Source organism: Streptomyces sp. NPDC000075, from assembly GCF_040301925.1.
Lineage (GTDB): Bacteria > Actinomycetota > Actinomycetes > Streptomycetales > Streptomycetaceae > Streptomyces > Streptomyces polychromogenes.
Genome location: NZ_JBEPFL010000030.1, coordinates 30129 through 56826, shown reverse-complemented (window position 1 = coordinate 56826; position 26698 = coordinate 30129). Strand labels below are relative to the sequence as shown.

The window sequence follows — 26698 nt, the reverse complement described above, 5'->3', positions numbered from 1 at the left end:
TGAGGGTGCCGCCGCCCCGCTCCGGGTCAGGAGCCGGCCAGCCGTTCGGACAGGACCGCGGCGATCGCCGCGATCGGTTCGGGAGCGGTCATCTCCAGGTGCCGGCTGCGGATGCCGTGCTCCTCGATCCGGCCGGTGACCCGGTCGTGCCAGCCCGCCACCGGGCCGGCCCCCTCCGTCTCCTCCAGCTCCGCCGTGAAGTAGAGCAGGTCGCCGTCGAAGGTCCGGCTCGCGAAGCGCGCCATCAGATTGGCGTGGGCGAGACAGACGTCGATCAGGGTGGACAGTTCCCCGGCCCCGAGCTCCGCCAGGTAGCCGCCCCCGCTGCGCAGCCGCTCGATCACCGCCGACCGGTCGGAGGTGTCGTGGCCCTGTGCACCGGAGACCGCGAGCAGCACCTCGGACACCTCGCTCTCCACGACCTCGGGTCCGGAGCCGTCACCGCTGTAGCTGTCCATCAGCGCCAGCAGCGAGACGGCTTCTCCCGCCTCCCGGAGCCGTACGGCGATCTCGTGCGCGACGACGCCGCCGAAGGACCAGCCCAGCAGCTGGTACGGGCCCTGCGGCTGCACCGACCGGATGCGGCGCACGTACTCCGCCGCCATCTCCCCGAGCGTCCCCGGGACGGATCCGCCCGGCTCCAGCCCGTCGGCCTGGAGCCCGTACACCGGCTGGTCGGCCGGCAGGTGGGGCAGCAGGCCGGCGTACCCGGCGCTGGTCCCCTCCACCGGGTGGACGCAGAACAGCGGGAGCGCGGTCCCCCGGGCCCGCAGCGGCAGCAGCCCGGAACTCCCGTCGGGTCCGGCCGCCGCACCCCCGTCGAGGAGCGCGGCGAGCGACGCCGGGGTGGGCGCCGAGAACAGCGAGCGCACCGGGACCTCGGCCCCGAGCGCCTCCCGGATCCTGTTGATCAGCCGGATCCCGAGCAGGGAGTGCCCGCCCGAGGAGAAGAAGTCCTCCTCCACGGCGAAGCCGTCCCGGCCCAGCACCTCCGCGAACAGCGTGCACAGGGCGCGCTCCGTGTCCGTCTCCGCGGCCCGCCCGGCCCGTTCGGGCCCGGCCTGCGGAGCGGGCAGCGCCCGCCGGTCCAGCTTGCCGTTGGACGTCACCGGGAACTCGTCGAGGAAGACCAGCGAGGACGGGACCATGTGCTCGGGCAGCACGCGGCCGAGACCGGCGCGCAGGTCCGCCTCGAGCTCCGCCGGGTCGCACCACTGCCGCTCCGCCCGCGCGGACGCCGCGGAGGCCCAGCCCGCGGGCCGTCCGGCCGCCGGGCCGCCGGGCCGCACCGCGAAGACGTTCACCAGATCGGTGTCGGCCAGCGCGTCGGGCCGGTCCTCGAAGACGTCGAAGCCCTCGGCGGTCAGCAGGGCCACGACCTCGGCGAGGCGGCCGCCCGCGTCGTGCACCTCGGCCACCACCTGGTGGATCAGCGGCCAGTGCTCGGGCAGCACCCCGCGCAGGATCTCCAGCTCGCTCTTCTCCGCATCGACCTTCAGCAGGTCGATGCGGGTCACCTGCTGCTCGGTGATGAGGTCGGAGACCGTCCGCAGGGCACAGTCCACCTGCACGCTGCGCAGCCGCTCCGTCAGCAGGTCGTCCAGGTCCGCCCCCAGTTCGGCGCTGCCGTCGCCGCCCTCCAGGGCCCCCAGGTCGTTGCGTACGAACGCCTCCACGACCGCCCGCTCCTCCTCGGCGGCGCCGAACCGGCCCGAGAGGATGGAAAGCTGCGGGTAGTAGGTGAAGGAGGCCTCGCCCGGTGCCTCGGCCATGCCGTGGTTGAACGGCCGGACGTCGGCGCCGTGCAGCCGCGCGTTGCGCGACAGCAGGGTGAACAGCTCCGGGATCGGCTCGAAGGCGTACACCGTCGAGCGCGGGCAGGTCCGGGCCACGAACAGCGAGAAGAACCCGATGTGGGCGCCGACGTCGAAGACGACGGCGTCCTCCGGGAGCGTCAGGCCGTGCCGGACGTACTCCTCGCGGGCGAAGACCTCCTGGTACAGGAACTCCACCTCCGACGGGTTGTTCCCGAAGACGCTCATCCCGTTGGGCAGCCGGTGCAGCGACAGGCCCTCGGTCTCGCCCTCCGCGGTCATCCGGGCGAACTCCCGTACCGGCGCGGCGTGCCGGGCGTCCGGCACCACGTAGCCGGTGAGCCGTCCGTCGCCCGGACGGTCCTCGCGGACCAGCACGGTCGCCCGGTCCACCGCGGGGTGCTCGCCGAGCCGGGCCTCGATCTCGCCCGTCTCGATCCGGAACCCGCGCAGCTTGACCTGGCCGTCGGCGCGGCCGAGGTACTCGACCGCTCCGTCGGCGCGCAGCCGGGCCACGTCGCCCGTGCGGTACATGCGGCTGCCCGGAGCCCCGAACGGGTTCGCGACGAAGCGCTCCGCCGTCAGGTCGGGACGGCCCAGGTAGCCGCGGGCGAGCTGGACGCCCGTCAGGTACAGCTCACCGGGAACGCCCGGCGGCACCGGACGCAGCGCGGCGTCCAGGACGAAGGCGCCCGTGTTCCACACCGGACGCCCGATCGGCGCCGGCCGCTTCGAACCGTCGTCCACGCAGGTCCAGGAGGTCACGTCCACCGCGGCCTCCGTCGGCCCGTACAGGTTGTGCAGCGAGGCCCCCAGGGTGGCGCGGAAGAGTTCCTCCGTGGCGAGCGGCAGTGCCTCACCGCTGCACACCACCCGGCGCAGACCGGTGCACAGCGCCGCGCCCGGCTCCCGCAGGAACACGTCGAGCATGGACGGCACGAAGTGGACGGTCGTGATCCCGGCGTCGCGGACGAGCTCGGCCAGGTAGGCGGGATCGCGGTGCCCGCCCGGCCGCGCCACCACCAGGGTGGCGCCGCTGATCAGCGGCCAGAAGAACTCCCACACCGACACGTCGAAGCTGGACGGGGTCTTCTGGAGGACCCGGTCCCGGCCGGTGAGGCCGTACTCGTCCTGCATCCACAGCAGGCGGTTGACGATGGCCGCGTGCGGGACCAGCACGCCCTTGGGGCGGCCGGTCGAACCCGACGTGTAGATCAGGTACGCCGCGTCCCGGGGCGAGGCGGCTACGGCGGGCGCGTACCCGTCGGGGAGGGCCGCCAGCAGCTCGCGCGTACGGTCCGCGTCGACCTCGACGACCGGCACGCCGGCCACGGCGGCGGGCAGTGCGGCCGCGAGCTCCCGGGTGGTCAGCACGGCCGCGGGCCGCGCGTCGGCGAGCATGTACGCGATCCGCTCCGCCGGGTAGTCGGCGTCGAGCGGCAGGTAGGCGCCGCCCGCCCGCAGCACCGCGCAGAGCGCGACGACGAGCTCCGCCGACCGGGGCAGCGAGACCGCCACGACGCTGTCGGGACCGACCCCGAGGGAACCCAGCAGGGCGGCGAGCCGTCCGGCACGGGCGTCCAGTTCGCGATAGGTCAGCGACGTCTCCCCGAAGACCACCGCGGTGGCGTCCGGGGTGCGCGCCGCCTGCTCCTCGAGGAGCTCGGCGAGGGTGCGGGCGGGCAGCTCCCGCTCCGCGCCCGCGCAGTCGGCCAGGACCCGTGCGCGTTCCCCGTCGGTGAGGATGCCGATCGTGGAGAGCGGCCGGTCGGGGCCGTCCACCGCGGCGTCCAGGACCCGGCGCAGCCGCGCCGCGAGGAGCTCTGCCGAGGCCGGGTCGAACAGGTCGAGGCTGAACTCCAGGACGCCGGAGATGCCCGCAGGCCCGCCCTGGGCGTCGTGCTCCTCGCTGAGCAGGACCGACAGGTCGAACTTGGCGGAGGCCGCCCCGGCCGGGACGGGGTCCACCCGCAGGCCGGGCAGCTCCATCCGGGCCTCGGGCGTGCTGTCCACGGCCAGCGCGACCTGGAACAGCGGGTGCCGGGCCAGCGAACGCTCCGGGTTGACCAGCTCCACCAGGCGCTCGAAGGGCAGGTCCTGGTGGGCGTAGGCCGCCAGGTCGGTCTCGCGCACCCGGTGGACCAGCTCCCGGAATGTCGGGTCGCCGGACGTGTCGGTGCGCAGGACCAGCGTGTTGACGAAGAACCCGACGAGGTCGTCGAGTGCGTCGTCGGTGCGGCCGGCGACGGGGGTGCCGAGCGGGATGTCGCTGCCCGCCCCCAGCTTCGACAACAGGGTGGCGAGTGCGGCCTGCACCACCATGAAGACGCTCGCCTGGCTCTCGCGCGCCAGCGCCAGCAGGTCCCGGTGCAGGTCCGCTCCGAACGCCAGCGGCACGGTCGCGCCGCGGTGGCTCGCCACCGCGGGCCGCGGCCGGTCGGTGGGCAGGGCCAGCTCCTCCGGCAGGTCCGCCAGCGCCCGGACCCAGTGCTCGCTCTGGAGGGCGGCCAGGCTGTCGCCGTCCTGCTCGTCGCCGAGCAGCTCCGTCTGCCACAGGGTGTAGTCGGCGTACTGCACGGGCAGCGGCGCCCACGCGGCTGCCGCGCCCTCGGCGCGCGCCCGGTAGGCCTGCGCCAGATCGCGGGCCAGCGGCTTCATGGACCAGCCGTCGCCGGCGATGTGGTGAAGCACCAGCAGCAGTACGTGCTCCTGCGGCGCCAGCTCGAACAGCGTCGCCCGCAGAGGCGGTTCGCTGTCCAGCCGGAAGGGACGGGAGACGGCTGACGCCATCGCGTCCGCCAGTGACTCCTCGTCCACCGGGACCACGGGCAGCGCCGGACGGCCGGCCTCGGGTGCCAGCACCACCTGCCGGGGCACGCCGTCCACCTCGGGGAAGACGGTGCGCAGGCTCTCGTGCCGTGCGGTGAGGTCCGCCAGCGCGGCCTCCAGCGCGGCGGTGTCCAGCCCGCCGGTGAGCCGCAGCGGGAGGGGGATGTGGTAGGAGTCGCCGACTCCCTCCAGCTGCTCCAGGAACCAGAGCCGGCGCTGCGCGTAGGACAGCGGGACGTCGCCCGTGCGCGCCGCGGCGCGCAGCGCGGGCCGCCGCCGTCCGCGGTCGAGGAGCCGGGCCAGCCCGGCGACCGTGGGTGCCTCGAAGACGGCCCGGATGGGCAGTTCGGAGTCGAGGACGGACCGGGTCCTGCTGATCAGGCGGGTGGCGAGCAGCGAGTGGCCGCCGAGGGCGAAGAAGTCGTCGTCGATGCCGACGGACGGCAGTCCGAGCACCTCCGCGAACAGCTCGCACAGCACCTGCTCACGGGCGTCGCGCGGAGCCCGGCCGGTGGAGCGGGCGCGCAGGACGGGGGCGGGCAGCGCCCGCCGGTCGAGCTTGCCCGTGGACGTCAGCGGGATCCGGTCGAGGGCGACGAACGCCGACGGCACCATGTAGTCGGGCAGCCGGGCCGCCAGCAGGTCCCGCAGCGCGCCCTCGTCCGGGTCGGCCCCCGAGTCCTTCGCGGTCACCGTGTAGGCGACGAGCCGGCTCTCGCCCGCACCGTCCCGGTGCACGACGACCGCGGCCTGGCCGATGCCGGGGCATGCGGTGAGCACGGACTCGATCTCCCCGGGCTCGATGCGGAACCCGCGGATCTTGACCTGGTCGTCGGCGCGCCCGAGGTATTCGAGGGCGCCGTCGGCCCGCCGCCGGGCCAGGTCGCCCGTCCGGTACATCCGGCTGCCCGGAGCGCCGTACGGATCGGCCACGAAGCGCTCGGCCGTCAGGTCCGGCCGGCCGAGGTAGCCCCGGGTCAGCTGGTCGCCGCCGAGGTAGAGCTCGCCCGGCACGCCCGGCGGCACCGGGCGCAGCCCGGCGTCGAGCACGTGGGCGCGCAGGTTCTCCAGCGGCCGGCCGATGGCCGGGGCCTCGTCCGCGCGCATCCGGCAGAACACCGCGTCGATGGTCGTCTCGGTGGGGCCGTAGAAGTTGTACGCGTGGACGCCCGGCTCGGTCGCGAGCCGCTGCCACAGGCTCTCGCCGACGGCCTCGCCGCCCAGCATCAGCAGGGCGGGCCGGTGGCCCTCGGCGGGCAGCAGCCCCTCGGCGAGAAGCTGCGGCAGGTAGGACGGGGTCACGTCGAGGAAGTCGATCCGCTCCCGTCCCACGTAGCCGACGAGCGCGGCGGGGTCCCGCCGCACCTCGTCGCCGAGCAGGTGCATCTCGTGGCCGGCCACCATCCACAGCAGCGGCTCCAGCGCCGTGTCGAAGGTCAGCGCGGGCACCAGCGCGGCACGGAAGCGCCTCCCTCCGCGGGCGGCGACCTCGGGCCCGATGAACTGGTGGTGATGGGCGTGGAAGAGGGCGGTGAGGTTGCGGTCCTCGACGACGACGGCCTTCGGCAGTCCCGTCGAGCCGGAGGTGTAGATCAGGTACGCCGGGTGCGACGGGTCCGCCGGGGCGGACCGTTCGGCGTCGCCCACGTTCCGGGCGGCCGCGTCGTCCGGGGCTCCGTCCAGCAGCGCCCGGACCTCCGGGGAGTCCAGGACGAGGGCCGGCGCACCGTCGGGGAGCCGGCCGGCCAGCGCCGTGGTCGTCAGGGTGCACACGGGGCGCGCGTCGCCGTAGATGTGCGCGAGGCGTTCGGCCGGCTGGTCGGTGAGCACCGGCACGTACGCACCACCGGTCTTGAGCACGGCCAGCAGACCGCAGATCAGGTCCGTGGTCCGCGGCAGGGCCAGCACGACGTAGCGCTCCGGCCCCGCCCCGTGCGCGATCAGCAGCCGGGCCAGCCGGTTCGCGCGGGCGTTGAGCCCGGCGAAGTCCAGCACGCCGTCCTCGGCGACCAGGGCGGTCGCCGAGGGGACGGCGGCGGCCCGCTCCTCGAACAGTTCGGCGAAGGTCGCGGAGGGCAGCGGGCGGGTGGTGCCGCTCCACTCCTCCAGCACCTGCCGGCGCTCGTCCCCGGTGAAGAGGTCCCCACCGGTCACCGGACGGTCCGGGTCGGCCAGTACGGCCTCGAAGAGCCCCTCCAGGCGCCGCATCATCGTCTCGACGGTGGTGCGGTCGAACAGGTCGGAGCTGAACTCGACGAAGCACTTCAGGCCCGCCGCGCTCCCGTCGGAGCCGCGCTGCTCGCTGATGCCGAAGGACAGGTCGAACTTGGTGCCCGTGGTGTCGACGTCCTCGTCGGACAGGGTCACGCCGGGCAGATCCAGCTTCACCTCGGGGGTGTTCTGGAAGGCCAGCATGACCTGGAAGAGGGGGTGCCAGGACAGCGAACGCCGGGGGTTGAGCTCCTCGATGAGCTGCTCGAAGGGCATGTCCTGGTGCGCGAACGCCTTCAGGTCCGTGCGGCGCACCCGCTTGAGCAGTTCGCGGAACGTCGGCTCGCCCGAGGTGTCCACGCGCAGCACCAGCGGGTTGACGAAGTAGCCGACGAGGTCGTCGAGCACGGCGTCGGCGCGGCCCGCCACCGGTGTGCCGAGGGCGATGTCGGTGGTGCCGGACAGCTTCGACAGCATGGCGGTGATGCCGGCCTGGAGGACCATGAACAGGCTGACCCGGTTGGCCCGGGCCAGTCCCAGCATGGCCTCGTGGACGGCGGCCGGGATGTCGTGCCGGACGATGCCGCCCTCGTAGGACATGGCGGCGGGACGCGGCCGGTCCGTGGGCAGCGGCAGGTGGTCGGGCAGCCCGTCGAGCGCCTCGCGCCAGAAGGCGAGCTGCTTCCCGCCGAGGGTCTGCGGGTCGGAGAGGTCGCCGAGCCGCTCGTACTGGCCCAGGGCGAAGTCGGCGTACTGGAGCGGCAGCGGCTCCCACGCGGGGGCCTCGCCGCGGGCGCGGGCGAGGTACGAGCCGATCATGTCGCGGGCCAGCGGCGCCATCGACGAGCCGTCCCCGGCGATGTGGTGGAGCACCAGGATCAGTACGTGCTCCTCCTCGCCCAGCTCGAAGAGGTGCGCGACCAGCGGGGGTTCGGCCGACAGGTCGAAGGGGTGCCGCGCCACTTCCGCCAGCTGCTCGGGGAGCAGCTCCTCGGTGGTGGCGGCGAACACCAGGCGCGGCGCGGCCTCCTGCGTGCTCAGGACGTGCTGGTAGGGCACGCCCTCGCGGTCCGGGAACACCGTGCGCAGGCTCTCGTGGCGTTCCGTCACATCGATCAGCGCGGCCTGGAGCGCCGCCCGGTCGAGGGCGCCGGACAGCCGGATCGCCGACGGCATGTTGTAGGCGGGCGTCGCGCCCTGGAGCTTGCCGTGGAACCAGAGGGCGGACTGGGCGAAGGACAGCGGGATCTCCCGCGGACCGGCCGCCTCCGTCGCCGGCAGGACCGGCTCCGCCGGGGACCGGTCGCCGTCCGCCCCGTCCAGCCCGTCCGCCTCGGCCGCGGCCGCGTTGCTGCGCAGCCGCTCGGCGAGCCGGGCGATGGTGGGCAGTTCGAAGACGTCACCGGGGGAGACGGAGAGCCCCAGGCGCTGGCACTCGGCGGCGATCTGGACGATCAGCAGGGAGTCCCCGCCGAGTTCGAAGATGTTGTCGTCCATGCCGACGCCGGGGATGCCGAGCAGTTTGCCCCAGACGTCCGCGAGCTGCTGCTCCACCTCGTCGCGCGGTGCCCCGCCGGACCCGGCCCCGGACGCCGGCCCGGCGGACTTCGCCGCCGGGCGCGGCGTCGGCCGCGGCCGGTCCCCGAGCCCGGCGCGCGGGCTGACGAGCAGGTGCGGCAGGTGCTGGTTGGCGAGGACCCGCTCGAGGGCGGCGAGGCCCTCCCGGGTGGCGATGCCGCCCTCCTCGGGCTCCGCGGCGCGCCGGGCGCCGCCCTGTGCGGGGCGCAGCACGAACCCCTCGACGGTGACCGCGGGCAGGCCGTCCGGCCCGGTGAGCACGAGGTCCACCACCAGGGTGTCCCGGGCGCCGGAGCCCTCGCGCTGGAAGGTCAGGACCCGGACCTCGGCCGGGAGGTCGCGGTGCACCACCAGCCGGCGGTACGCCACGGGCAGGTGGGTGCCCGTACGGGCGACGACGGCGCCGGTCGCCAGGTCCAGCAGGGCCGGGTGCAGCGGATGGGCCGCCAGGTCGCCGTGGAAGGCGCCGGGCAGGGCCAGCGCGAGGAAGCCCTCCCGCTCGGACTGCCGCGCCTCGACCAGGCTCTCCCAGCGCGGACCCGTGGTCAGACCGGCCCCGCCGCGTGCGGCGCCGGCCCCGGTGAGCTCCACCGGTGCGCCGCACCGGTGCGCGGCACCGGCCAGATCGACCGGCAGGGGGTCCGGGCCGGTGAAGGCCGCCACGGAGCCGTTCGCGTGCGGACGGGCCGGTGACTGCGGGGACAGGACGGACCAGTCGTACCCGCCGTCGCGCGGGGCGAGCCGGACGGTGATCTCGGGGTGTTCGCCCTCCGGGACGCGCAGCGGCCGGGCGAAGACGACGTCGCGCAGCTCGGCCGGGCCGGAGCCCGAGACCTGCCGGAACGCGGCCGTCGCCAGGTCCAGCAGCGAGGTGCCCGGGAGGACGGGCTCGCCGCCGAGGCGGTGCTCGTCCGACAGCCAGGCGGTCTGCGCGCCGTGCCGCAGCCGCAGCTCGACGGCGCCGCCGTCGCCGGTGCGGCGGAGGTCGAACAGGGGGTGGTCGAGGGGCTCGCCCCCGGTCCAGGACGGGGAGCCGCTCCCGACGGCCATGCCCACCTCGGACCAGCGGTCCCAGCCCACCGACACCGCGGTGTCGACGGTGTGCGCGAAGCTGTCCAGGAAGGCGTTGGCGGCCGCGTAGTCGGCCTGGCCGGGTGCGCCGACCACGGCCATCGCGGAGGAGCAGAGCACGAAGAAGTCGGGTGCGTCGTCCCGGGTGAGGCGGTGCAGCACGACGGTGCCCCGGACCTTGGGGTCCAGGACCCGGCCGATCTCCTGCGCGGTGCGCAGCGACACCACGCCGCCGCCCGGCACACCGGCCGCGTGCACCACGCCGTCGATCCGGCCGTCCGTGGCGCGGACCCGGTCCAGCGCCTCCCCGAGGGCGTCGGCGTCGGCCACATCGGCCTGTACCACGCGCACGGTGGCGCCCTCGGCGGCCAGCGCGGCGAACCATCCGGCCGTCTCCGGCGAAGCGGTGGCGGACGGAGCGACCTGCCCCTGGGGGCGGATCACCGTCCAGTGCGGGCCGTCGGGCACGGACCGGCGGGTGACCAGCACCAGCGTGCAGTGGGAGGTCCGGGCGGCGCACCACTCGGCGACCGCCCGCCCGATGCCGCCCATGCCGCCCGTGACGAGGTAGGTGCCGCCGTCCCGGAGCACCGGCCCGTCCGACGGGCCGGCCAGCTCGGGGCGGCCCATGGCCGGCGTCCAGCGCCCACGCCCGCGCAGGGCCACCAGCGGCTCGGCGGACTCCCAGGCGGACTCGGCGTACACCTCGGCGAGCACCCCCTGCGCGGCCTTGGCCAGCGCGGCTGCGGTGCGCGAGGGGCACGCGACGTCGACGGCGCGCACCGTGAGCAGGGGCGCCTCCAGCGGAATCACCCGTACCGGACCGGTCACCGCGGCCGAGTGCGGGGCGCGCGGCGGCTGTCCGCCGACGGCCTGGGCGCCGTCCGTCACGAACAGCATCCGCACCGGGCGGCCCGGGAAGACCTCGCCCAGCGCGCGCGCCGTGAAGACGGGCACGGTGACGGCCGCCGCAGCGGCGTCGCCGATCAGGTCGGGCCCGGCGTCGTCCAGGTCCGGGTCGTCCATCGCCCAGCAGCCGAGCACGAGGTCCGGCGCGTCCCCGCGTCCGGCCAGGTCGGCGGCGAGCGCCCGGAAGGCCTCGCGGTCGCCGGGGTGCAGCAGGTAGCCGTCGCCGGACCGGGCGAAGGAGCCCGTCGCGAGGGGGGCGTCCGCGGCCCGGGCCGTGACCACCCGGGATCCGGCCCCGGCGAGCAGGCCGGCCAGCTCCGTACCCAGGCCGGACGCGTCGGCGAGCAGCAGGACGGTGCCCAGGGCGCGGGGCGGGGCGGCGGGCGGGGCCGAGCGCTGCCAGTCGGCGGCCCGGAACCAGCCGTCCACCCCGGCGGGCACGGCCGCGGCCCGGGCGGGGGCGGCGGGGCCCCGGGTGCCGGAGGCGGGCTCGAACCAGTGCCGGTCGCGCTCGAACGGGTAGGTGGGCAGCGGGATCCGGCGCAGCCCGGCCCGGTCGCCCAGCTGCGACCAGTCCACCTCGGCGCCCGCCGTCCACAGGGCGGCCAGCGCGGTGAGCCGGTCCGGTGCCTTCCCCGGCTCCGTCCGGGAGACGCCGGCCAGCACCTTCCGTCCGGCGCCCAGCGTGCGGCGGGCGGCGGGTGCGAGGGCGCCACCGGGGCCGGTCTCCAGCACCGGCACCGTCTTCGGGCAGCGGGCCAGGGCGTCGGCGAAGCGCACGGCCTCGCGCATCTGCCGGCTCCAGTAGGCGGGGGAGCAGGCCTCCTCGGGGGTCAGCCAGGTGCCGGTGACCGACGAGACCACGGGCAGCGAGGGCGCCCGCATCGGGATCCCGGCGGCCAGTGCCGTGAACTCGGCCAGTACGGAGTCCACGTGGCGGGAGTGGAAGGCGTGCCGGGTGGCCAGTACACGGGCCGCGACCCCGGTGGCGGCCAGCCGCTCGCGCAGCCGCTCCACCGCCTCCGGCGCGCCGGCCACCACGCAGCGGTCCGGCGCGTTGACGGCGGCGACGTCGAGGTCGTCCCCGAGCAGGGCGCGCACCTCGGCCTCCGGCAGCGGAACGGCCAGCATCGCGCCGACGGGCAGACGGCCCATCAGGCGGCCTCGGGCCGCCACCAGCCGGGCGGCGTCCGCCAGGGTGAACACCCCGGCGAGCGCGGCCGCGGTGAACTCGCCGACGCTGTGCCCGACCAGCGCGGCCGGGCGGATGCCCACCGCGGCCCACCAGGAGGCCAGCGCGTACTCGAAGGCGAACAGCGCGGGCTGCGCCACCTCGGTGCGGTCGAACAGGTCCGGGTGCTCCGGATCCAGCAGCAGGTCCCGCAGCGGGGCGTCCGTCCACGGCCGCAGCGCCTCCAGCGCCTGCTCCAGCGCCTCGCGGAACACGGGCTCCGCCGCGTGGGCCTCGGCGCCCATGCCGGGGAAGCCGCTGCCCTGGCCCGGGAAGACGAACACGGCGCCGGCCGCGGACCCGGAGGCCGTGCCCGCGGCGGGCACGGCGAGGGCCTCCGCGGCCTCCGCGGTGTCCCGGGCCACTACCGCCCGGCGCCATTCGAACTCGCGCCGGCCGGTCTGGAGGGAGTGCGCGGCGTCGCGCAGCGAGCCGGCGGGCCGCTCGCCCAGTGCGCCCGACAGGGCCGCCGCGCTGCGCTCCAGCGCGGCCTCGGAGCGCGCGGACAGCGGCAGCAGCTGCCACCGGCCCGGCTCTCCGCCGCCGTGCGCGGCGGGGGGCCGCGGCGGCTCCTGCAGGACCAGGTGGGCGTTGGTGCCGCCGATGCCGAACGAGCTGACGCCCGCGAGCATGTCCCCTTCGGGACCGCTCCACGGCTCCGCCTCGGTCAGGACGCGGAAGCGGCTGCCGTCCAGCCCGTGCCCGGGGTGGGGCCGGTCGAAGTGCACGGTGGGCAGCAGCGTGCGGTGCTGGAGGGAGAGGACGGTCTTGATCAGGCCGGCCATGCCCGCGGCGGTGTCCAGGTGGCCCACGTTGGACTTGACGGCCCCCAGCACGCACCGGCTCTCCGGGGCGCCCGCGAACACCTTCCGCAGCGCCGCGAGTTCGATCTGGTCGCCGAGCGCGGTACCGGTGCCGTGCGCCTCCAGGCAGGCCAGCTCCTCGGGGCGGATCCCGGCGACGTCCTGCGCCGCGGTGATGACCCGGACCTGGCCGCTCGTGCTCGGAGCGGTGAAGCCGACCTTCTGGCTGCCGTCGTTGTTGACCGCGGATCCGCGCAGGACGGCGCGGATGGTGTCCCCGTCCTCCAGGGCGTCGGCCAGCCGCTTGAGCACGACCGCGCCGACACCGCTGCCGAACACGGTGCCGGTGGCCTCCGCGTCGAAGGGGCGGCAGTGGCCGTCCGCGGACAGGATGCCGCCCTCGCTGTGCAGGTAGCCCAGTCCCTGGGCCACGCCCACCGACACCGCGCCGGCGAGCGCGACGTCGCACTCGCCGCTCAGCAGCGCCTCGGCCGCCAGGTGCACCGCGACCAGCGCGGAGGAGCAGGCGGTCTGGACGTTCAGGCTGGGTCCGGTGAGGCCGAGCCGGTAGGAGACCTGGGTGGCCAGGTAGTCCTTGTCGCTCCCCGCGAGCCACTGCACGTCGGCGCGGTCGGCGAGCTCGTCGGCGTACGGGAGCAGCTGGTGGGTGAGGTACGAGTTGAAGCCGGACGCGGCGTACACCCCGATGTCGCCGCGGGTGCGGTCCGGGCGCTGGCCGGCGTCCTCCAGGGCGGAGACCGCGCACTGGAGGAACAGCCGGTGCTGCGGGTCCATCAGCTCCGCCTCGCGCGGGGTGATGCCGAAGAACGCCGCGTCGAACCGGTCGGTGTCCTCCAGCACGCCGCCGGAGGCGACGAAACGCGGGTCGGCGAGCCGCTCCGGCGGCACGCCGAGCGCGGCGAGCTCCTCCGGGCTGCGGAAGGTCAGGGTCTCGCGCCCGGCCAGCAGGTTCGCCCAGAACTCGGTGCTGTCGGCCGCGCCGGGGAACCGGCAGGCCAGCCCGGTGACGGCCACCGCGTCCGGGACGTCGCCGGGCAGCTGCCCGGCGTCTCCGGTCATCCGGTCGGTCATCGACATCTCTTCTCTGTTCGTGCTCGTGCTCATGCGGTCGTGCCCCTGCCGGTCCCGCCGCGGCGAGCGGACCGGCGTCGTTCGTGGTGCTGAGACCGGGCGGGCTGCGGTGCGGGTGCGGGTGCGGGATCGGCCGCCGGTACCGCCGGTTCCGCCGGCGCCGGTTCGGTCACGGGTGCGGACGGGCCCTGCTCGTCGAGGAGGGCCGCCAGCAGACGGATGGTCGGGTGCTCGAAGAGCTCGAGGACCGGCACCTCCCGGCCGAGCTCCTCGCGGATCCGCCGCTGTACCTGCACCAGGTGGATGGAGGTGGCGCCCAGTTCGAAGAAGTTGGTGTCCAGGCCGACGCTCTCGCTGCCCAGCACCTCCTCCCACAGCCGGACCAGCTGCCCCGTGGCGCCGCCGCCGGCGGCGGCCGCCATCACGGCGGGCGGTAGGGCCGGCACCCGGGCCGGCGCCGGTGCCGGTGCCTGCGCGGGAACCGCCAGGGCGGGGGCGGTGGCGGGGGCGGTGGGAACCTCGGCGACGGCCGCCCGGCGCGCCAGCGCCTTGCGGTCCACCTTGCCGTTCGCGCTCAACGGCAGCGCGTCGATGCTCCGGATGCGGCGCGGCACCATGTAGACGGGGAGCCGCTCCGCGAGGACGGCACGCAGGGCCTCCTCCCGGTGGGCGCCGGATCGCGAGGCCCCGGCGGCCGCTCCGCCGATCATGCTGTGCAGGACGGACTGGCCGTCCTCCAGGCACAGGGCCTCGCGCAGCGGTTCGGCATGGACGTCGCCGACCGGCCGCAGCGCCAGTCCGCAGTCGGCGGCCCGCTGACGCAGCAGCTGTGCCATCGCACCGGCCTCCAGCAGGCAGAACCTGTCCGACAGGGACCCGTAGGACGGGGTGATGGCCGATTCCCGGGAGACCAGGTAGATGCCGAACCCGGCCGACCCCGCGAGGTCGCGGTTGGCCGCGCCGAACAGGGCCGGCTCGTAGCCCACGTCCTGGCGCATCGCCACGAGGGCGGGCTGCGCAGGGTCGAAGTAGTACGTCCCCGCGGCCACGCCCGCCACGCCGCCGGGCGCGACGTGGACGTAGACCTGGACCGGGTAGAGCCCGCCGGCCGAGCCGTAGCCGTACTTCGGCACCCCCGAGTCGTCCTGGCGGGCCAGGACCGTCAGCAGTGCGTGCAGTGCGGCATCCGGCACCGGGACCGGCCCGAAGGCGTCCGCGCTGCCCCAGCCGGCCGCGGCCGTGCGCAGCGCCGCCGCGTCGGCAGGCCGGGTGAACGGCAGCACCGCACGCCCGGCCAGGTCCCCGCGGCGTCCGGGCTGGCTCATCCGGACCTCCAGCCGGCGCAGCCGCTCCGCGTCGAACCCGCCCGCGGCGGGCACGGCGGCCGGGGCCCCGGATGCGCCGTCCTCGACCACGTACGCGACCAGCTGCGCGCTGCTGCCGGAGCCCTCCACCAGGGCGGCGGCCTCCCGCACCCCGTCGGTGCGCACCAGCGCGGCCTCGATCTCGCCCAGCTCGATGCGCATGCCGCGCACCTTGACCTGCGAGTCCTCGCGGCCGAGGAACTCCAGCGTGCCGTCCGGCATCAGCCGGGCCAGGTCGCCGGTCCGGTACAGGCGTTCACCGGTGACCGGGTGGGAGACGAACGCCTTCCCGGTCAGCTCGGGTGCCCGGTGGTAGCCCAGGGCCAGCCCGACGCCGCCGATGAACAGCGCGCCGGGGACCCAGACGGGACAGGGCCGGAACGCCTCGTCCAGGACGTGCATCGACTGGTTCCGCATCGGGCGGCCGTACGGAATGCTCGGCCGCTGCGGGTCCACGGTGTCCACCGGGTGCAGCACCGACCAGATCGACGCCTCCGTCGCCCCGCCCATGCTGATCACCCGGCTGCCGGGAGCCACCTCCCGGATCTGGCCGGGCATGCCGACCGGGATCCAGTCGCCGCTGAGCATGACCAGCCGCAGCGACCCGAGGACGGCGCCGGGGTTGCCCAGTGAGTGCGCCAGCAGCATCTCCATCAGTGCGGGGACCGAGTTCCACACGGTCACGCCGTGCTCGGCGACCGCGCGCGACCAGCGCACCGGGTCGCGGTCCTCGTCGTCGCCGGGCATCACCAGGGCGGCGCCGGCGGCGAACGTCCCGAACAGGTCGTACACCGACAGGTCGAAGCCGAGCGCCGAGATGCCGAACACCCGGTCCTGCGGGCCGACCGTAAACCGCTCGTTGACGTCCGTGACGGTGTTGAGCGCGCCCCGGTGGTCGATGACGACGCCCTTGGGGTCGCCGGTCGAGCCCGACGTGTAGATCACGTACGCGAGGTCGTCCGCGGTGGCGGCGGACACCACCCCGGGGCCGTCGTCGTCGTGCGCGGCCTCGGGGTCGAACACGATCCGGGCCACGTCCCCGGGCGCCTTGGCGGCGGCTTCGCCGTCCGGCAGGACGACCACCCCGACCGCCCCCGCGTGGTGCAGGGTGTGCGCGATCCGGGCCTGCGGGAGCTTCGCGTCGAGCGGCAGGTAGGCGGCGCCGGCCCGCAGCACGCCGAGCACGGCTGCGGCCTGCTCCCAGCCCCGGCCCATCAGGACGCCGACCAGGTCGCCGACGCCCGCGCCCGCGTCCCGCACCGCGCGTGCCACGGACGCGGAGGCGCGCTCCAGCTCGCCGTAGGTGACGGTGCCGGTCGCCGAGATCACGGCGGTCGCCTCCGGCCGGTCCGCCGCCCGGGCCAGGAACGGCTCGTGCAGCAGTCCGCCGGGCAGCGGGCCTTCGGTGGCGTTGAGCGCCCGGTAGGCCTCGTGCTGCCAGGCGGGCAGCACGCTGCGGTGCCCGTCGGTCCAGAACGCGTCGTCGTCCGCGAGGGCGCGCAGCAGCCCCGTGTACGCGGCGAACATGTCGTCGAGCATCCCGTCGGGGAACAGCGCCTCGACGGCGTCCCAGGTGAGCCGGAGCCGCCCGGCGTCCTCGGAGATCTGGTGGTCGAGCCACACCTGCGGGGTCTGGGTGATCGTGTGGACCACTTCGGCGCCCAGCTCGCGCAGCGCGGCACTGCCGCCGTCGTCGGCGGCGCCCAGCTCGCTCGTGAACACCACCGGCATCGCGGCCGCGGCGGCACCGCGCCGCCGCATCAGCTCGCGGGCCACGTGCACCCCGCTCACCAGACGGTGCTCCAGGTCCTCCCAGAGCCGCTCCTGCACCCGGCGGGCGCGCACGGCGAAGCCGTCGCGGCAGCCGCCGTCCACCTCGAACAGGCTCAGGGCGGTGAAGTCGCCCACGAGGGCGGGCAGATCGGCGTGGTCGCCGATCCGGTTGAAGAGGGTGAGGTTCAGGGTGAACCGGTCGTCCGCGGACCACGTCCCCAGGATCTGGGAGTAGGCGGTCAGCGCCACCGCGGAGGGGGTGATCCGCTCCTTGGAGGCCCGCGCCTTGAGCCGCTCCCACACCTCGGCGGGCAGGTACTCCTCGCGGCGTCCGAAGCGGGTCTCGGCCAGCGACTCCGGCTGCGTGCACAGCGGAAGCCGCGGTGCGGGCGGCAGGGTCTCCAGCCGCGCCTGCCAGTAGGCGAGGTCGCGCTCGTAGGCGGCGCCCAGACGCCGCTCCTGGTCGGCCATCACGTAGTCGCGGAAGGTCAGCTCCAGCGGCTGCGGCGCCAGTCGGCCCTGGTACACGGCGAGCAGTTCACCGAGCAGGATCCGTACGCTGCCGCCGTCGGCGATCAGGGTGTCGATGGACAGGTGCAGCCGGTCGCGGCCGGAACCGAGCCGGCTGGCCCGCAGCTCGAAGAGGGGCCACGTGTCCGCGGGCAGGACCTGGTGCGACATCGAGGCCCGGATCCCGGCCAGGCGCTCGGCCTGCGCCCCGGCGGCCAGCGGCGCCAGGTCCTGGGACTCGATGCGGTAGTCCGGGACGGACTCCAGCACGCGCTGGGTGCCGTCCGCGCCCACCACCAGGCGCAGCGCGTCGTGACGGCGCACCAGGGCCCGCCACGCGTCCTGGAGCAGGTCCAGGTCCAGGTCGGTGACGTCGAGTTCGACGTACAGGTGGCAGGAGACGTCGCCGCCGACCGCGCCGCTGCGCCCGATCCAGTAGGCGCGCTGCACGTCCGTCAGCGGGAACGGCTCGTGGCGCGACGCCGGGTCGTGGCGCAGCACGACGGCCGCGGCCTCCTGGGCCGGTTCGGCCGCGGAGCGCAGCTCCCGGACCGTACGCGCCAGGTCGGCGACCGTGGGCGAGGTGAAGAACACCCGCAGCGGCAGCTGGACCTCCAGGTCCCGCCGGATGCGGGCGAGCACCTGGGTGGCCAGCAGGGAGTGGCCGCCCAGCTCGAAGAAGTCGTCGTGCCGGCCGACCCGTTCGGCCTCCAGCGCGCTGCGCCAGATCTCGGCGATCTCCTGCTCGATGGCGTCGGCGGGCGCCTCGTACGGGCGGCCCGTGACGGCGGTGCCCGGCGCGGGGAGCGCCGCCCGGTCCACCTTGCCGTTGCTGGTCAGCGGGAACGCGTCGAGCAGCAGGAAGCGGGACGGCACGAGGAAGGCGGGCAGCCGCTCGGCGAGCGCCGCGCGCAGCGCGCCCGGGTCAGCGGCCTCGCCGTCGGCGACGACGTAGGCGGTCAGCGCGGCCCGGTCGGTGCCCAGGCCGTGGGCCGTCACGACGGCCTGCCGGACCCCGGGCAGGTCCGCCAGCACGGCCTCCACCTCGCCGGTCTCCACCCGGAAGCCGCGGATCTTGACCTGGTGGTCGTTGCGCGAGAGGTACTCCAGGCGCCCGTCGGCCGTGGTGCGGACGATGTCGCCGGTGCGGTACAGGCGGGCCTCGGGGTCCGGGCCGAAGACGTCGGGGACGAACCGTCCGGCGGTCAGCTCGGGACGCTCCAGGTACCCCGCGGCCACCCCGGCCCCGCCGATGAGCAGCTCACCGGGGACCCCGGCGGGGACCCTCCGGCCGTGCCCGTCGACGACGTAGACGGTGGTGTTGGCCAGGGGCCTGCCGATCAGGACCGGTGCGCCGCCGGGGGCGACGGTGTCGGTGGTCGACCAGACGGTGGTCTCCGTCGGCCCGTACATGTTGCGGATGTCCGCGTCGAGCCGCTCGTGCAGCCGCAGCGCCAGGCCGCGGTCCAGCGGTTCGCCGCCGAGCAGCAGCATCCGCAGGCCGCGCAGGGCGTCGGCGTCGGCGTCGTCGAGCAGGGTGCGCGCCAGGGACGGCGTGCACTGCAGGTGGGTGACGCCGTGGCGGCGCACCAGCGCCGTCAGGGAGCCGTCGCCCGGTCCGGAGACCGCCGCGGGCACGGCCGTCCGCGGCGCGGCCGCGGCCCGGCGCAGGGCGTCGAGCCGGGGGAGCGCCGCGACGACGGCGTCGGCGTCCACTCCGAAGTCGAGCAGGCAGGCCAGCTCGTCCACGCCGATGTCCGTCAGGCGGCGCACCAGCGGCAGGCAGTCCTCGGCGGTGCCGATGAGGGAGCCGTCGCCCATGTAGCGGGCGCAGGCGTGGTCGAGGAGCGCCTCCAGGTCCTCCGGGGTGAAGTCCGCGGAGCGGATGTCCATGCCGAGGCCGCGGGCCATGTTCTCGATCAGGCCGAGCGAGGAGCGCAGGTAGTCGCGGAACGGCTCCCAGGCGCGGGCCCGGACGTCCTCGGCGTCCTCGCCGACGTAGGTGTGCAGCATCAGCGTGACGTGGGGCTCGCCGGCGTGGCCGGCCGCCCGCCAGGCGTCCCGGTAGGTGGTGATCCGCTCGGCGAGGTCGTCCACGCTCTGCCCGAGCAGGTGGGTCAGCAGCCCTGCGCCGATCTCACCGGCCCGCCGGCAGGTCTCGGGATTGCCCGAGGAGGTCAGCCAGAACGGCAGCTCGGCCTGGACGGGCCGGGGCAGTACGGCGATGTCGGCCGACCGGCCGCCGGGGGCCTCGAAGGGCACCCGCTCGCCGCGCCACAGCCGCCGTACCTCGTCGATCCCGCTCAGGAGCAGCTCGTTGCGCCCCTCGTAGGCGTCCTTGGCCAGGACGAAGTCGTCCACGTGCCACCCGGAGGCGAAGGAGAGCCCGACCCGGCCGCCGGAGAGGTTGTCGACGACCGACCACTCCTCGGCGACGCGGACGGGGTGGTGCAGCGGGAGCACGACGCTGCCCGCGCGCAGGCCGATCCGGGTGGTGGCACTGGCGACGGCGGCGGCGAGCACGGACGGGGCCGGGAAGGGGCCGCCGAAGGCGTGGAAGTGCCGCTCGGGCATCCACACGGCGCTGAAGCCGTGGGTGTCCGCGAAGGCGGCGCCCTCCGTCAGCAGCCGGTACTGCTCGGGCCCGGGGCCCGATTCCGGCTCGGAGCCGGAGAAGTAGAACAGGCTGAACTCCGGCCCCGCGGCGTCCGCTTGCGCGGCCGGGGAAGGGGTGGGGTGCGCGGCGGGCGCCGGCGCCGCCTCGGGGTCCGCGCTGAGCACGACGCGGTGGCCGCGGCTGAGCGTCCACAGCAGCTCGACCACGGAGATGTCGAAGGAGACGCTGGTCACCGCCAGCCAGCCGACCGGCCCGTCGGTCTCCACGACCGCGTCCATCGCGACGAGGAAGTTGTCCAGGTTGCGGCGGCGGACCACGACGCCCTTGGGCCTACCGGTGGACCCCGAGGTGTAGATGACGTAGGCGGGGGAGTCCGGCGAGGCCTCGGCCGCCACGTCCCCGGCCGGGGACGGGACGCCGGCCGGCGCGTCGGCGCCGGCGGAGTCCAGATCGAGGAGCGGGGCGCCGGCCGGCGCCGCGTCGCGGGACGCCGCGTGCACCACGACGAGCACGGGCCGGGCGTCGTCCACCATGTGCGCCAGGCGCGCCGCCGGGTAGGCGGGGTCCATCGGCAGGTAGGCGGCCCCGGTGCGCAGCACCGCCAGCATCGACACGACCAGGTCGCCGCCGCGCCGCAGGCACAGGCCCACGAGCGAGCCGGGTCCGGCGCCGGCCGCCCCCAGGCGGGCGGCGAGCTCCTCGACCCGGGCGCCGAGCTGCGCGTACGTCAGCTCGGCGCCGTCGCACACGAGCGCGGTCGCCCCGGGCCGCTCCCGGACCTGGCGCTCCAGGCCGGGCAGCACGCCGTCGGCGGGCGCGACGGGCGTCGCGGTGTCGTTGGCCGCGTCCAGCACGGCCGTCTCGGCCGGCGACAGCGCCAGCAGCCGCGACAGCGGCAGGTCCGGGTCGGCGGTGGCGCTCCGCAGGACGGCGGACAGCGTCGCCGTCCACCCGCGCACGGTCTCCTCGTCGAACAGGTCGCGGCTGAACTCGCACACGCCCGACGTCAGTTCCCCGTCGCGCGCCAGTTCCAGCGTCAGGTCTCCGCGGCACACCCCGTTGTCGAGGTCGACGACCTCCAGGGACACGCCGGGCAGGGACAGCTCCTGCTCGGGCACGTTCCGGTAGCCGAACTGCACCTGGTAGAGCGGCGCGTAGCTCAGGTCCCGCTCCGGGCGGAGCTCCTGCACCAGGCGCTCGAAGGGCACCTGCTGGTGCGCGAGGGCCCCCAGGACCGTTTCGCGCACCCGGCCGAGCAGCTCGGCGAACGACGGGTCCCCGGACAGGTCGGAGCGGACCACCAGACTGTTGACGAACATGCCGACCATGGGCTCCGACTCGGCGGAGGTGCGCCCGGCGGTCGGCACGCCGACCACCACGTCCTCCTGGCCGGAGTGCCGCATCAGGACGGCCTGCCAGGCGGCCAGCGTCACCATGAACGGCGTGGCCTGGGAGTTCCTGGCCAGGACCTCGATCGCCTCGGTCGTCCCCGCGTCCAGGGCGAACCGGACCCGGCCACCCCGGTAGCTGGGTACGGCGGGCCGCGGACGGTCGGCGGCCAGGGCCAGCAGGTGCGGGGCGTCCTGGAGGCGTTCCCGCCAGTACGCCAGCGGTTCGGCCAGTGCCTCGGCCGTGAGCTCGCGGCGCTGCCACGCCGCCCAGTCGGCGTACTGGGCGGTCAGCGGCGCGGGCGCGGCCGTGCCCGACAGGGCGGCCGCGTAGAGCGCCCGCAGGTCCTGGATGAGGACCTGGCGGGACCAGGCGTCACCGACCAGGTGGTGGTTGGTGATCACCAGGAGGGCCCGGTCCGGCGCCGAGCGCAGCAGGAGGGCGCGGAACAGCGGACCGGCCGTCAGGTCGAACGGCCGTGCCGCCTCGGCCTCCGCCGCGGCCTGTTCGGCCGCGGGGTCGGCGGGCAGGTCCACGATCTCCAGGGCGAACGCGGCATCGTCCAGCACATGCTGCACGGGGCCGTCCCCGTCCGTCGCGACGACGGTGCGCAGCGCCTCGTGGCGGGCCACCAGCCCGTCCAGCGCGGTGCGCAGGGCGGGGACGTCCAGCGTCCCGCGCAGACGGAGCGCCGCGTACTCGTTGAAGACGGCGAGCCCCGGGTTCAACTGCTCCAGGAACCAGAGGCGTTCCTGGCCGAAGGAGAGCGGAGCCGGTACGGACCGGTCCCGGCCCGCGGCGAGCGACGGCGCAGCCGCTGCGCGGGCCGGGGCCCCGCCCCGGATGCGCGCCTCGAACCGGGCGCGCTGCTCGGGCGAGAGCCTGGCGAGCCGGCTGTCCCGGCCCGCGGAACCTGCGTCGGAAGCCCGGCCGGGGCCGGGAACTGCGGTGTCACTCATGGCTCTCCAGTTCAGCGATGATGCACTCCTCGATCTCCACGGCCAGATCCGCGATCCGCCCGCCTTCGAAGAAGACGCGGGCGGGGATCTGCACGTCGAACTCCGCGCGCAGGCGGGCGACCACCTGGGCGGCGAGCAGCGAGTGGCCGCCCAGTTCGAGGAAGTCGTCGTACACGCCCACCCGCTCCAGGCCGAGCAGCTGTCCGTAGATCACGGCCAGCCGCTCCTCCGTCTCGGTGCGCGGCGCGGTGTACGGGGTGGTCAGTTCGGGGCGGGGCGCGGCCGTCCCGGCCGGCTCCGCGGCCTCCGCCCGGCCGGCCGCCCGCAGGGCGCCGTCGGAGGCGATCCCGGTCCCGGGCCGCGCGATCACGGCCTGGCCGGGACGGCCCTCCAGCAGCGCGGCGAAGGCACGCGCGCCCTGCTCCGGGCTGAGCGCGCCCTCCAGCATCGACTGCTGGAACGCCCGCAGGTCCTCGGGCACCTCGGCGGTGCTCGCCATGCCGACCCCGGACCACATGTCCCAGTCGACCGAGACGGTGAACCGGGCCCCGCGGGCGGTCTCGGCCGCCGCGACGGCGTCGAGGAAGGCGTTGGCCGCCGCGTAGTCGGCCTGCCCGTAGGTCGGGACCAGCGAGGCGAGGGAGGAGCACAGCACCAGGAAGTCGGCGTCCTCGGAGCCCAGCGCGTCCAGCAGGTTGAGCACCCCCGCCGTCTTCGGCGCCAGGACCGCGCGCATCTCGTCGTCGCCGCGCCGCTCCACGGAGCCGCCGCCGGGGACGCCGGCCGCGTGGACCACCCCGTCGATCCGGCCGAAGCGCTCGCGGACCCGGTCGAGGGCGCCGGCCAGCGCCGCCGCGTCGGCGACGTCGGCCCGCTCGGTGTGCACCTCGGCCCCGCCGGCGCGCAGCTGCTCCAGGGCCCGCGCGGCGTCGGGCGCCAGCCCGTCCTCGCCCCGGCGGCCCAGCAGCACGATCCGCGCGGAGCAGGCCCGCGCGAGGTAGCCGGCCAGGGTCACCCCGATGCCGCCCAGACCACCGGTGATCACGTAGGTGCCCCGCTCGCGCAGGAGCGCCGGGATTCCCTGCGGCGCCTCCAGCGGAGTCTCGCGCAGGGCCCTGACCAGCGTCCGCCCATCGCGCACCGCGGTGACGGGAGAGGCGCAGGCCCGCATCGTGCGGACGACCGCGGCCGCGTCGGCCGCGTCGGGACCCGTCTGCGGCGCGTCGCCCGGCAGGTCCACCTGGGTGCACTTCAGCGTGCGGTACTCCTCGGGGAGCACCATCGCGGCCCCGCTCAGCAGGGCGGCGTACGGGTCGGCGCCCTCCCCGTCGGCCACGGCGAAGGCACCCGCCGTCAGCACGCCCAGCCGGACGTCGTTGAGCACGCTCTCCGACATCGCCCGGGCGAGGCGCACCAGCCCGAAGTAGGCGCCGTCCGCTTCGGCGCCGGCCGCGCCGTAGCCCCAGCCGTACAGCACCGCCGTGGGGGTCCTGACCAGGGCCCGCAGGTCGGTGAGGAGGCGGGCGTAGTGCCCGGGGTCGGCCGGGTCGATCTCGTACACCCCGCGCCGGACACGGCGGTACTCGCTGCCGGGCAGCACGCAGGTGACGATCTGGCCGCGGGCCGTCAGCAGGTCCACCACCGGCTGGGCCCGCTGCTCCGCGTCGAGCAGCACCAGCCAGGTGTGCCGGCGGCCCCCGAAGGGGTCGTCGTCGGTGGGGAGCCCGGCGTCCCGCCACTCGACGCGGGCGTGGAAGACGTCCGGTGCACCGCCGGCCTCCGGCGCGGCGGCGGGCCCGGTCGCGCCGGGCAGGGAGCCGGCAGCGGCCCACGGGGCGGGCCCGGCGGGTTCGATCCAGTGCCGGACCCGCTCGAAGGGGTACCCGGGCAGCTCGGCGCGGGGCGCGCCGTCGCCCGTACCGCCCCAGGAGACCGGGACGCCGTGCGCCCACAGGCTGCCCAGCGACAGCAGGGCCGCCGCCGCCTCACCGGCCGCCGTGCGGCCCCGGCTGGGCAGCATCGGCAGGGCCGTCCGCGGTGCCGCCTCGCGGCCCGCCGCGACCAGGTCGGTCAGGACGCTGCCCGGCCCGGCCTCGACCAGCACCAGCTGCTCGTCGAAGGCGGCCAGGCGGCCCAGTCCGTCGTGGAACCGCACGGGCGAGAGCATCTGCCGCGCCCAGTACGCCGGGTCCACGGCCTGCTCGGGCGTGATCCAGTCACCCGTCAGGTTCGACAGGAACGGAATCCGGGGGGCGTGCCGTTCCACCTTCTCCAGCTCCGCGGCGAACCGCTCGGCCGCGGACTCGCACAGCCGGCTGTGGAAGGCGCGCTCCACCGGCAGCGCCAGTGCCCGCACACCGCGGGCGGCCAGCGCCTCGGCCGCGGCCGCCACCTGCTCCGCGGGACCCGACAGCACGGCGGCCCGGGGGCCGTTGACGGCGGCGAGGTCGAGGCCGTGCCCGGCGGCCACGGCCCGCGCCTCCGCCTCCTCCAGCGGCACCGCGAGCATGGCGCCGGGAGCCATCTCCTCCATCAGCCGGCCGCGCGCGGCCACCAGGGCCAGCGCGTCCGGCAGGTCGAGGACACCCGCGAGGCACGCCGCGGTGAACTCGCCCAGGCTGTGTCCGAGCAGGGCCGCCGGACGCACCCCGCGGTGCTCCAGCAGGCGCGACAGCGCGTGGCTGACGGAGAACACCACCGACTGGGTCACCGAGGTGCGGCGCAGCTCCTCCGCGGAGCCCTCGCGCAGCAGCTCGACCAGGTCGCGGCCCAGGTGCGGTGCGAGCAGCCGCGCGCACTCGTCCAGCGCCTCGCGGAAGACGGGTTCGGCCCCGTACAGCCCGAGGGCCATGCCGGGGAACTGGGCGCCCTGGCCCGGCAGCAGGAACGCCGCCCGGGCCGTGCCCAGGTCCGCCCGGCCGAGGACCGAGTCGCGTGCGGTGCCGGCGCGCAGGGCGGCCGCGGCCGCACCCGTGCCGTCGGCGACGACGACCCGGCGGTGGGCCAGCTCGCGGCGCCCGCCCCGCAGGGTCCGGGCGACGGACGCCAGGGGGCGCTCCGGGTGCGCGTCGAGGTCGTCGGCCAGCCGCCCGGCCAGCGCGTCGAGCGCGGTCCGGGTCCGGGCGGACAGCGGCAGCGCCACGGCCCCGGCGGGCTCGCCGGCGACGGAAGCGGCGGCCGGCGCGGGAGCGGCCGGGGCCTGCTCCAGGACCAGATGGGCGTTGGTGCCGCCGATGCCGAAAGCGCTCACCGCCGCACGCCGCGGCCCCCCGGCCACCGGCCACGCGGCGAGTTCGCCGGGCACGAAGAACGGCCCGTCGTCCAGACCCAGCGCGGCGTTGGTCTCCCCGGCGTGCAGACTGGCCGGGATCCGGCCCTCCCGCAGCGCGAGCACCGCCTTGATCAGGCCGGTCACACCGGCGGCCACGTCCAGGTGCCCCACGTTCGACTTGACGGACCCCAGGGCGATGCTCGCGCGGCCGGCTCCCGTGCCGCCGTAGGCCGCGGTCAGCGCCGCGACCTCGATCGGGTCCCCGATGGGCGTGCCCGTGCCGTGCGCCTCGACGTAGCCGACCGACTCCGGGGCGACCCCGGACAGCGCCAGTGCCTCCCGGATCACCGCGGTCTGGCCCTCGACGCCGGGGGCGGTGTAACCCGCCTTGGCGGCGCCGTCGTTGTTGACGGCCGAGCCCAGGATCACCGCGTGCACCCGGTCGCCGTCCGCGAGCGCGTCCGCCAGGCGCTTGAGTACGACGACACCCGCCCCGTTGCCGAACACCGTGCCGTTCGCACCGGCGCCGAACGGACGGCAGTGGCCGTCCGCCGACTCGATCCCGCCGTCGGCCGGCAGGTACCCCGCCCGGTGCGGCACGGTCACGGTCACACCGCCGGCGAGCGCGAGGTCGGACTCCTCGCTCAGCAGGCTCTGCACCGCCATGTGCACCGCGACGAGCGAGGTGGAGCACGCGGTCTGCACCGTGACGGCCGGGCCGCGCAGGTTCAGCTTGTACGCGACCCGTGTCGCCAGCTGGTCCACCTGGTTGCCCTGGAACAGCAGCGGCAGCCCGAAGGTCGCCTGGAGGTCCGTGCGGGGCAGCAGGTTGTGGATGAGGTAGCTGCTCAGCAGCGACCCCGCGTACACCGAGACCGCGCCCGGGGTCCGGTCGGGGTCGCAGCCGGCGTCCTCCAGCGCCGACCAGGCGCACTCCAGGAAGATCCGCTGCTGCGGGTCGATGAGCGCGGCCTCGGCCGCGCTGTAGCCGAACAGCTGGGCGTCGAAGCCCTCGATGTCCTCCAGGACGCCCTTGGCGGGGACGTACCCCGGCGCGGAGAGCAGGGCTTCCGGCACTCCGGACGCGCGCAGCTCCTCGGGGGAGAAACGGGTGATCGCCTCGGTCCCGGAAGCCAGCAGCTCCCAGAGGCCGGCGACCGATTCCGCACCGGGGAACCGCCCGGCCATGCCGACGACGGCGATCCGGCCGGCGGTGTCGTCCCAGTCGATCGGGATCTGCTCTTCGTGCAAGGTGTACTCCGTCAAGAGGTGGTGAA

At 75.8% G+C, this 26698-nt stretch carries 3 protein-coding genes; all 3 read right to left on the bottom strand.

What is annotated here, in order from left to right; translation table 11 throughout:
- Positions 1-26 precede the first annotated feature (26 nt).
- The 3 genes from ABT403_RS28875 to ABT403_RS28865 are packed head-to-tail and all read right to left on the bottom strand — an operon-like array spanning position 27 to position 26672.
- On the bottom strand, positions 27-13571 hold the full coding sequence (locus ABT403_RS28875; protein WP_344155064.1) for a non-ribosomal peptide synthetase/type I polyketide synthase: 13545 nt from the start codon (positions 13569-13571) through the stop codon (positions 27-29).
- Positions 13568-22150 carry a non-ribosomal peptide synthetase gene (locus ABT403_RS28870; RefSeq protein ID WP_344155061.1) on the bottom strand — a complete coding sequence of 2861 codons (8583 nt, stop codon included), beginning with the start codon at positions 22148-22150 and terminating at the stop codon, positions 13568-13570. The genes ABT403_RS28875 and ABT403_RS28870 overlap by 4 nt, the downstream gene beginning before the upstream one ends.
- Positions 22143-26672 (bottom strand): type I polyketide synthase, encoded by a 4530-nt coding sequence (locus ABT403_RS28865; protein WP_344155058.1) that lies wholly within the window; start codon positions 26670-26672, stop codon positions 22143-22145. Before ABT403_RS28865 ends, ABT403_RS28870 begins: the two co-directional genes overlap by 8 nt.
- Between the last annotated feature and the right edge of the window lie 26 nt (positions 26673-26698).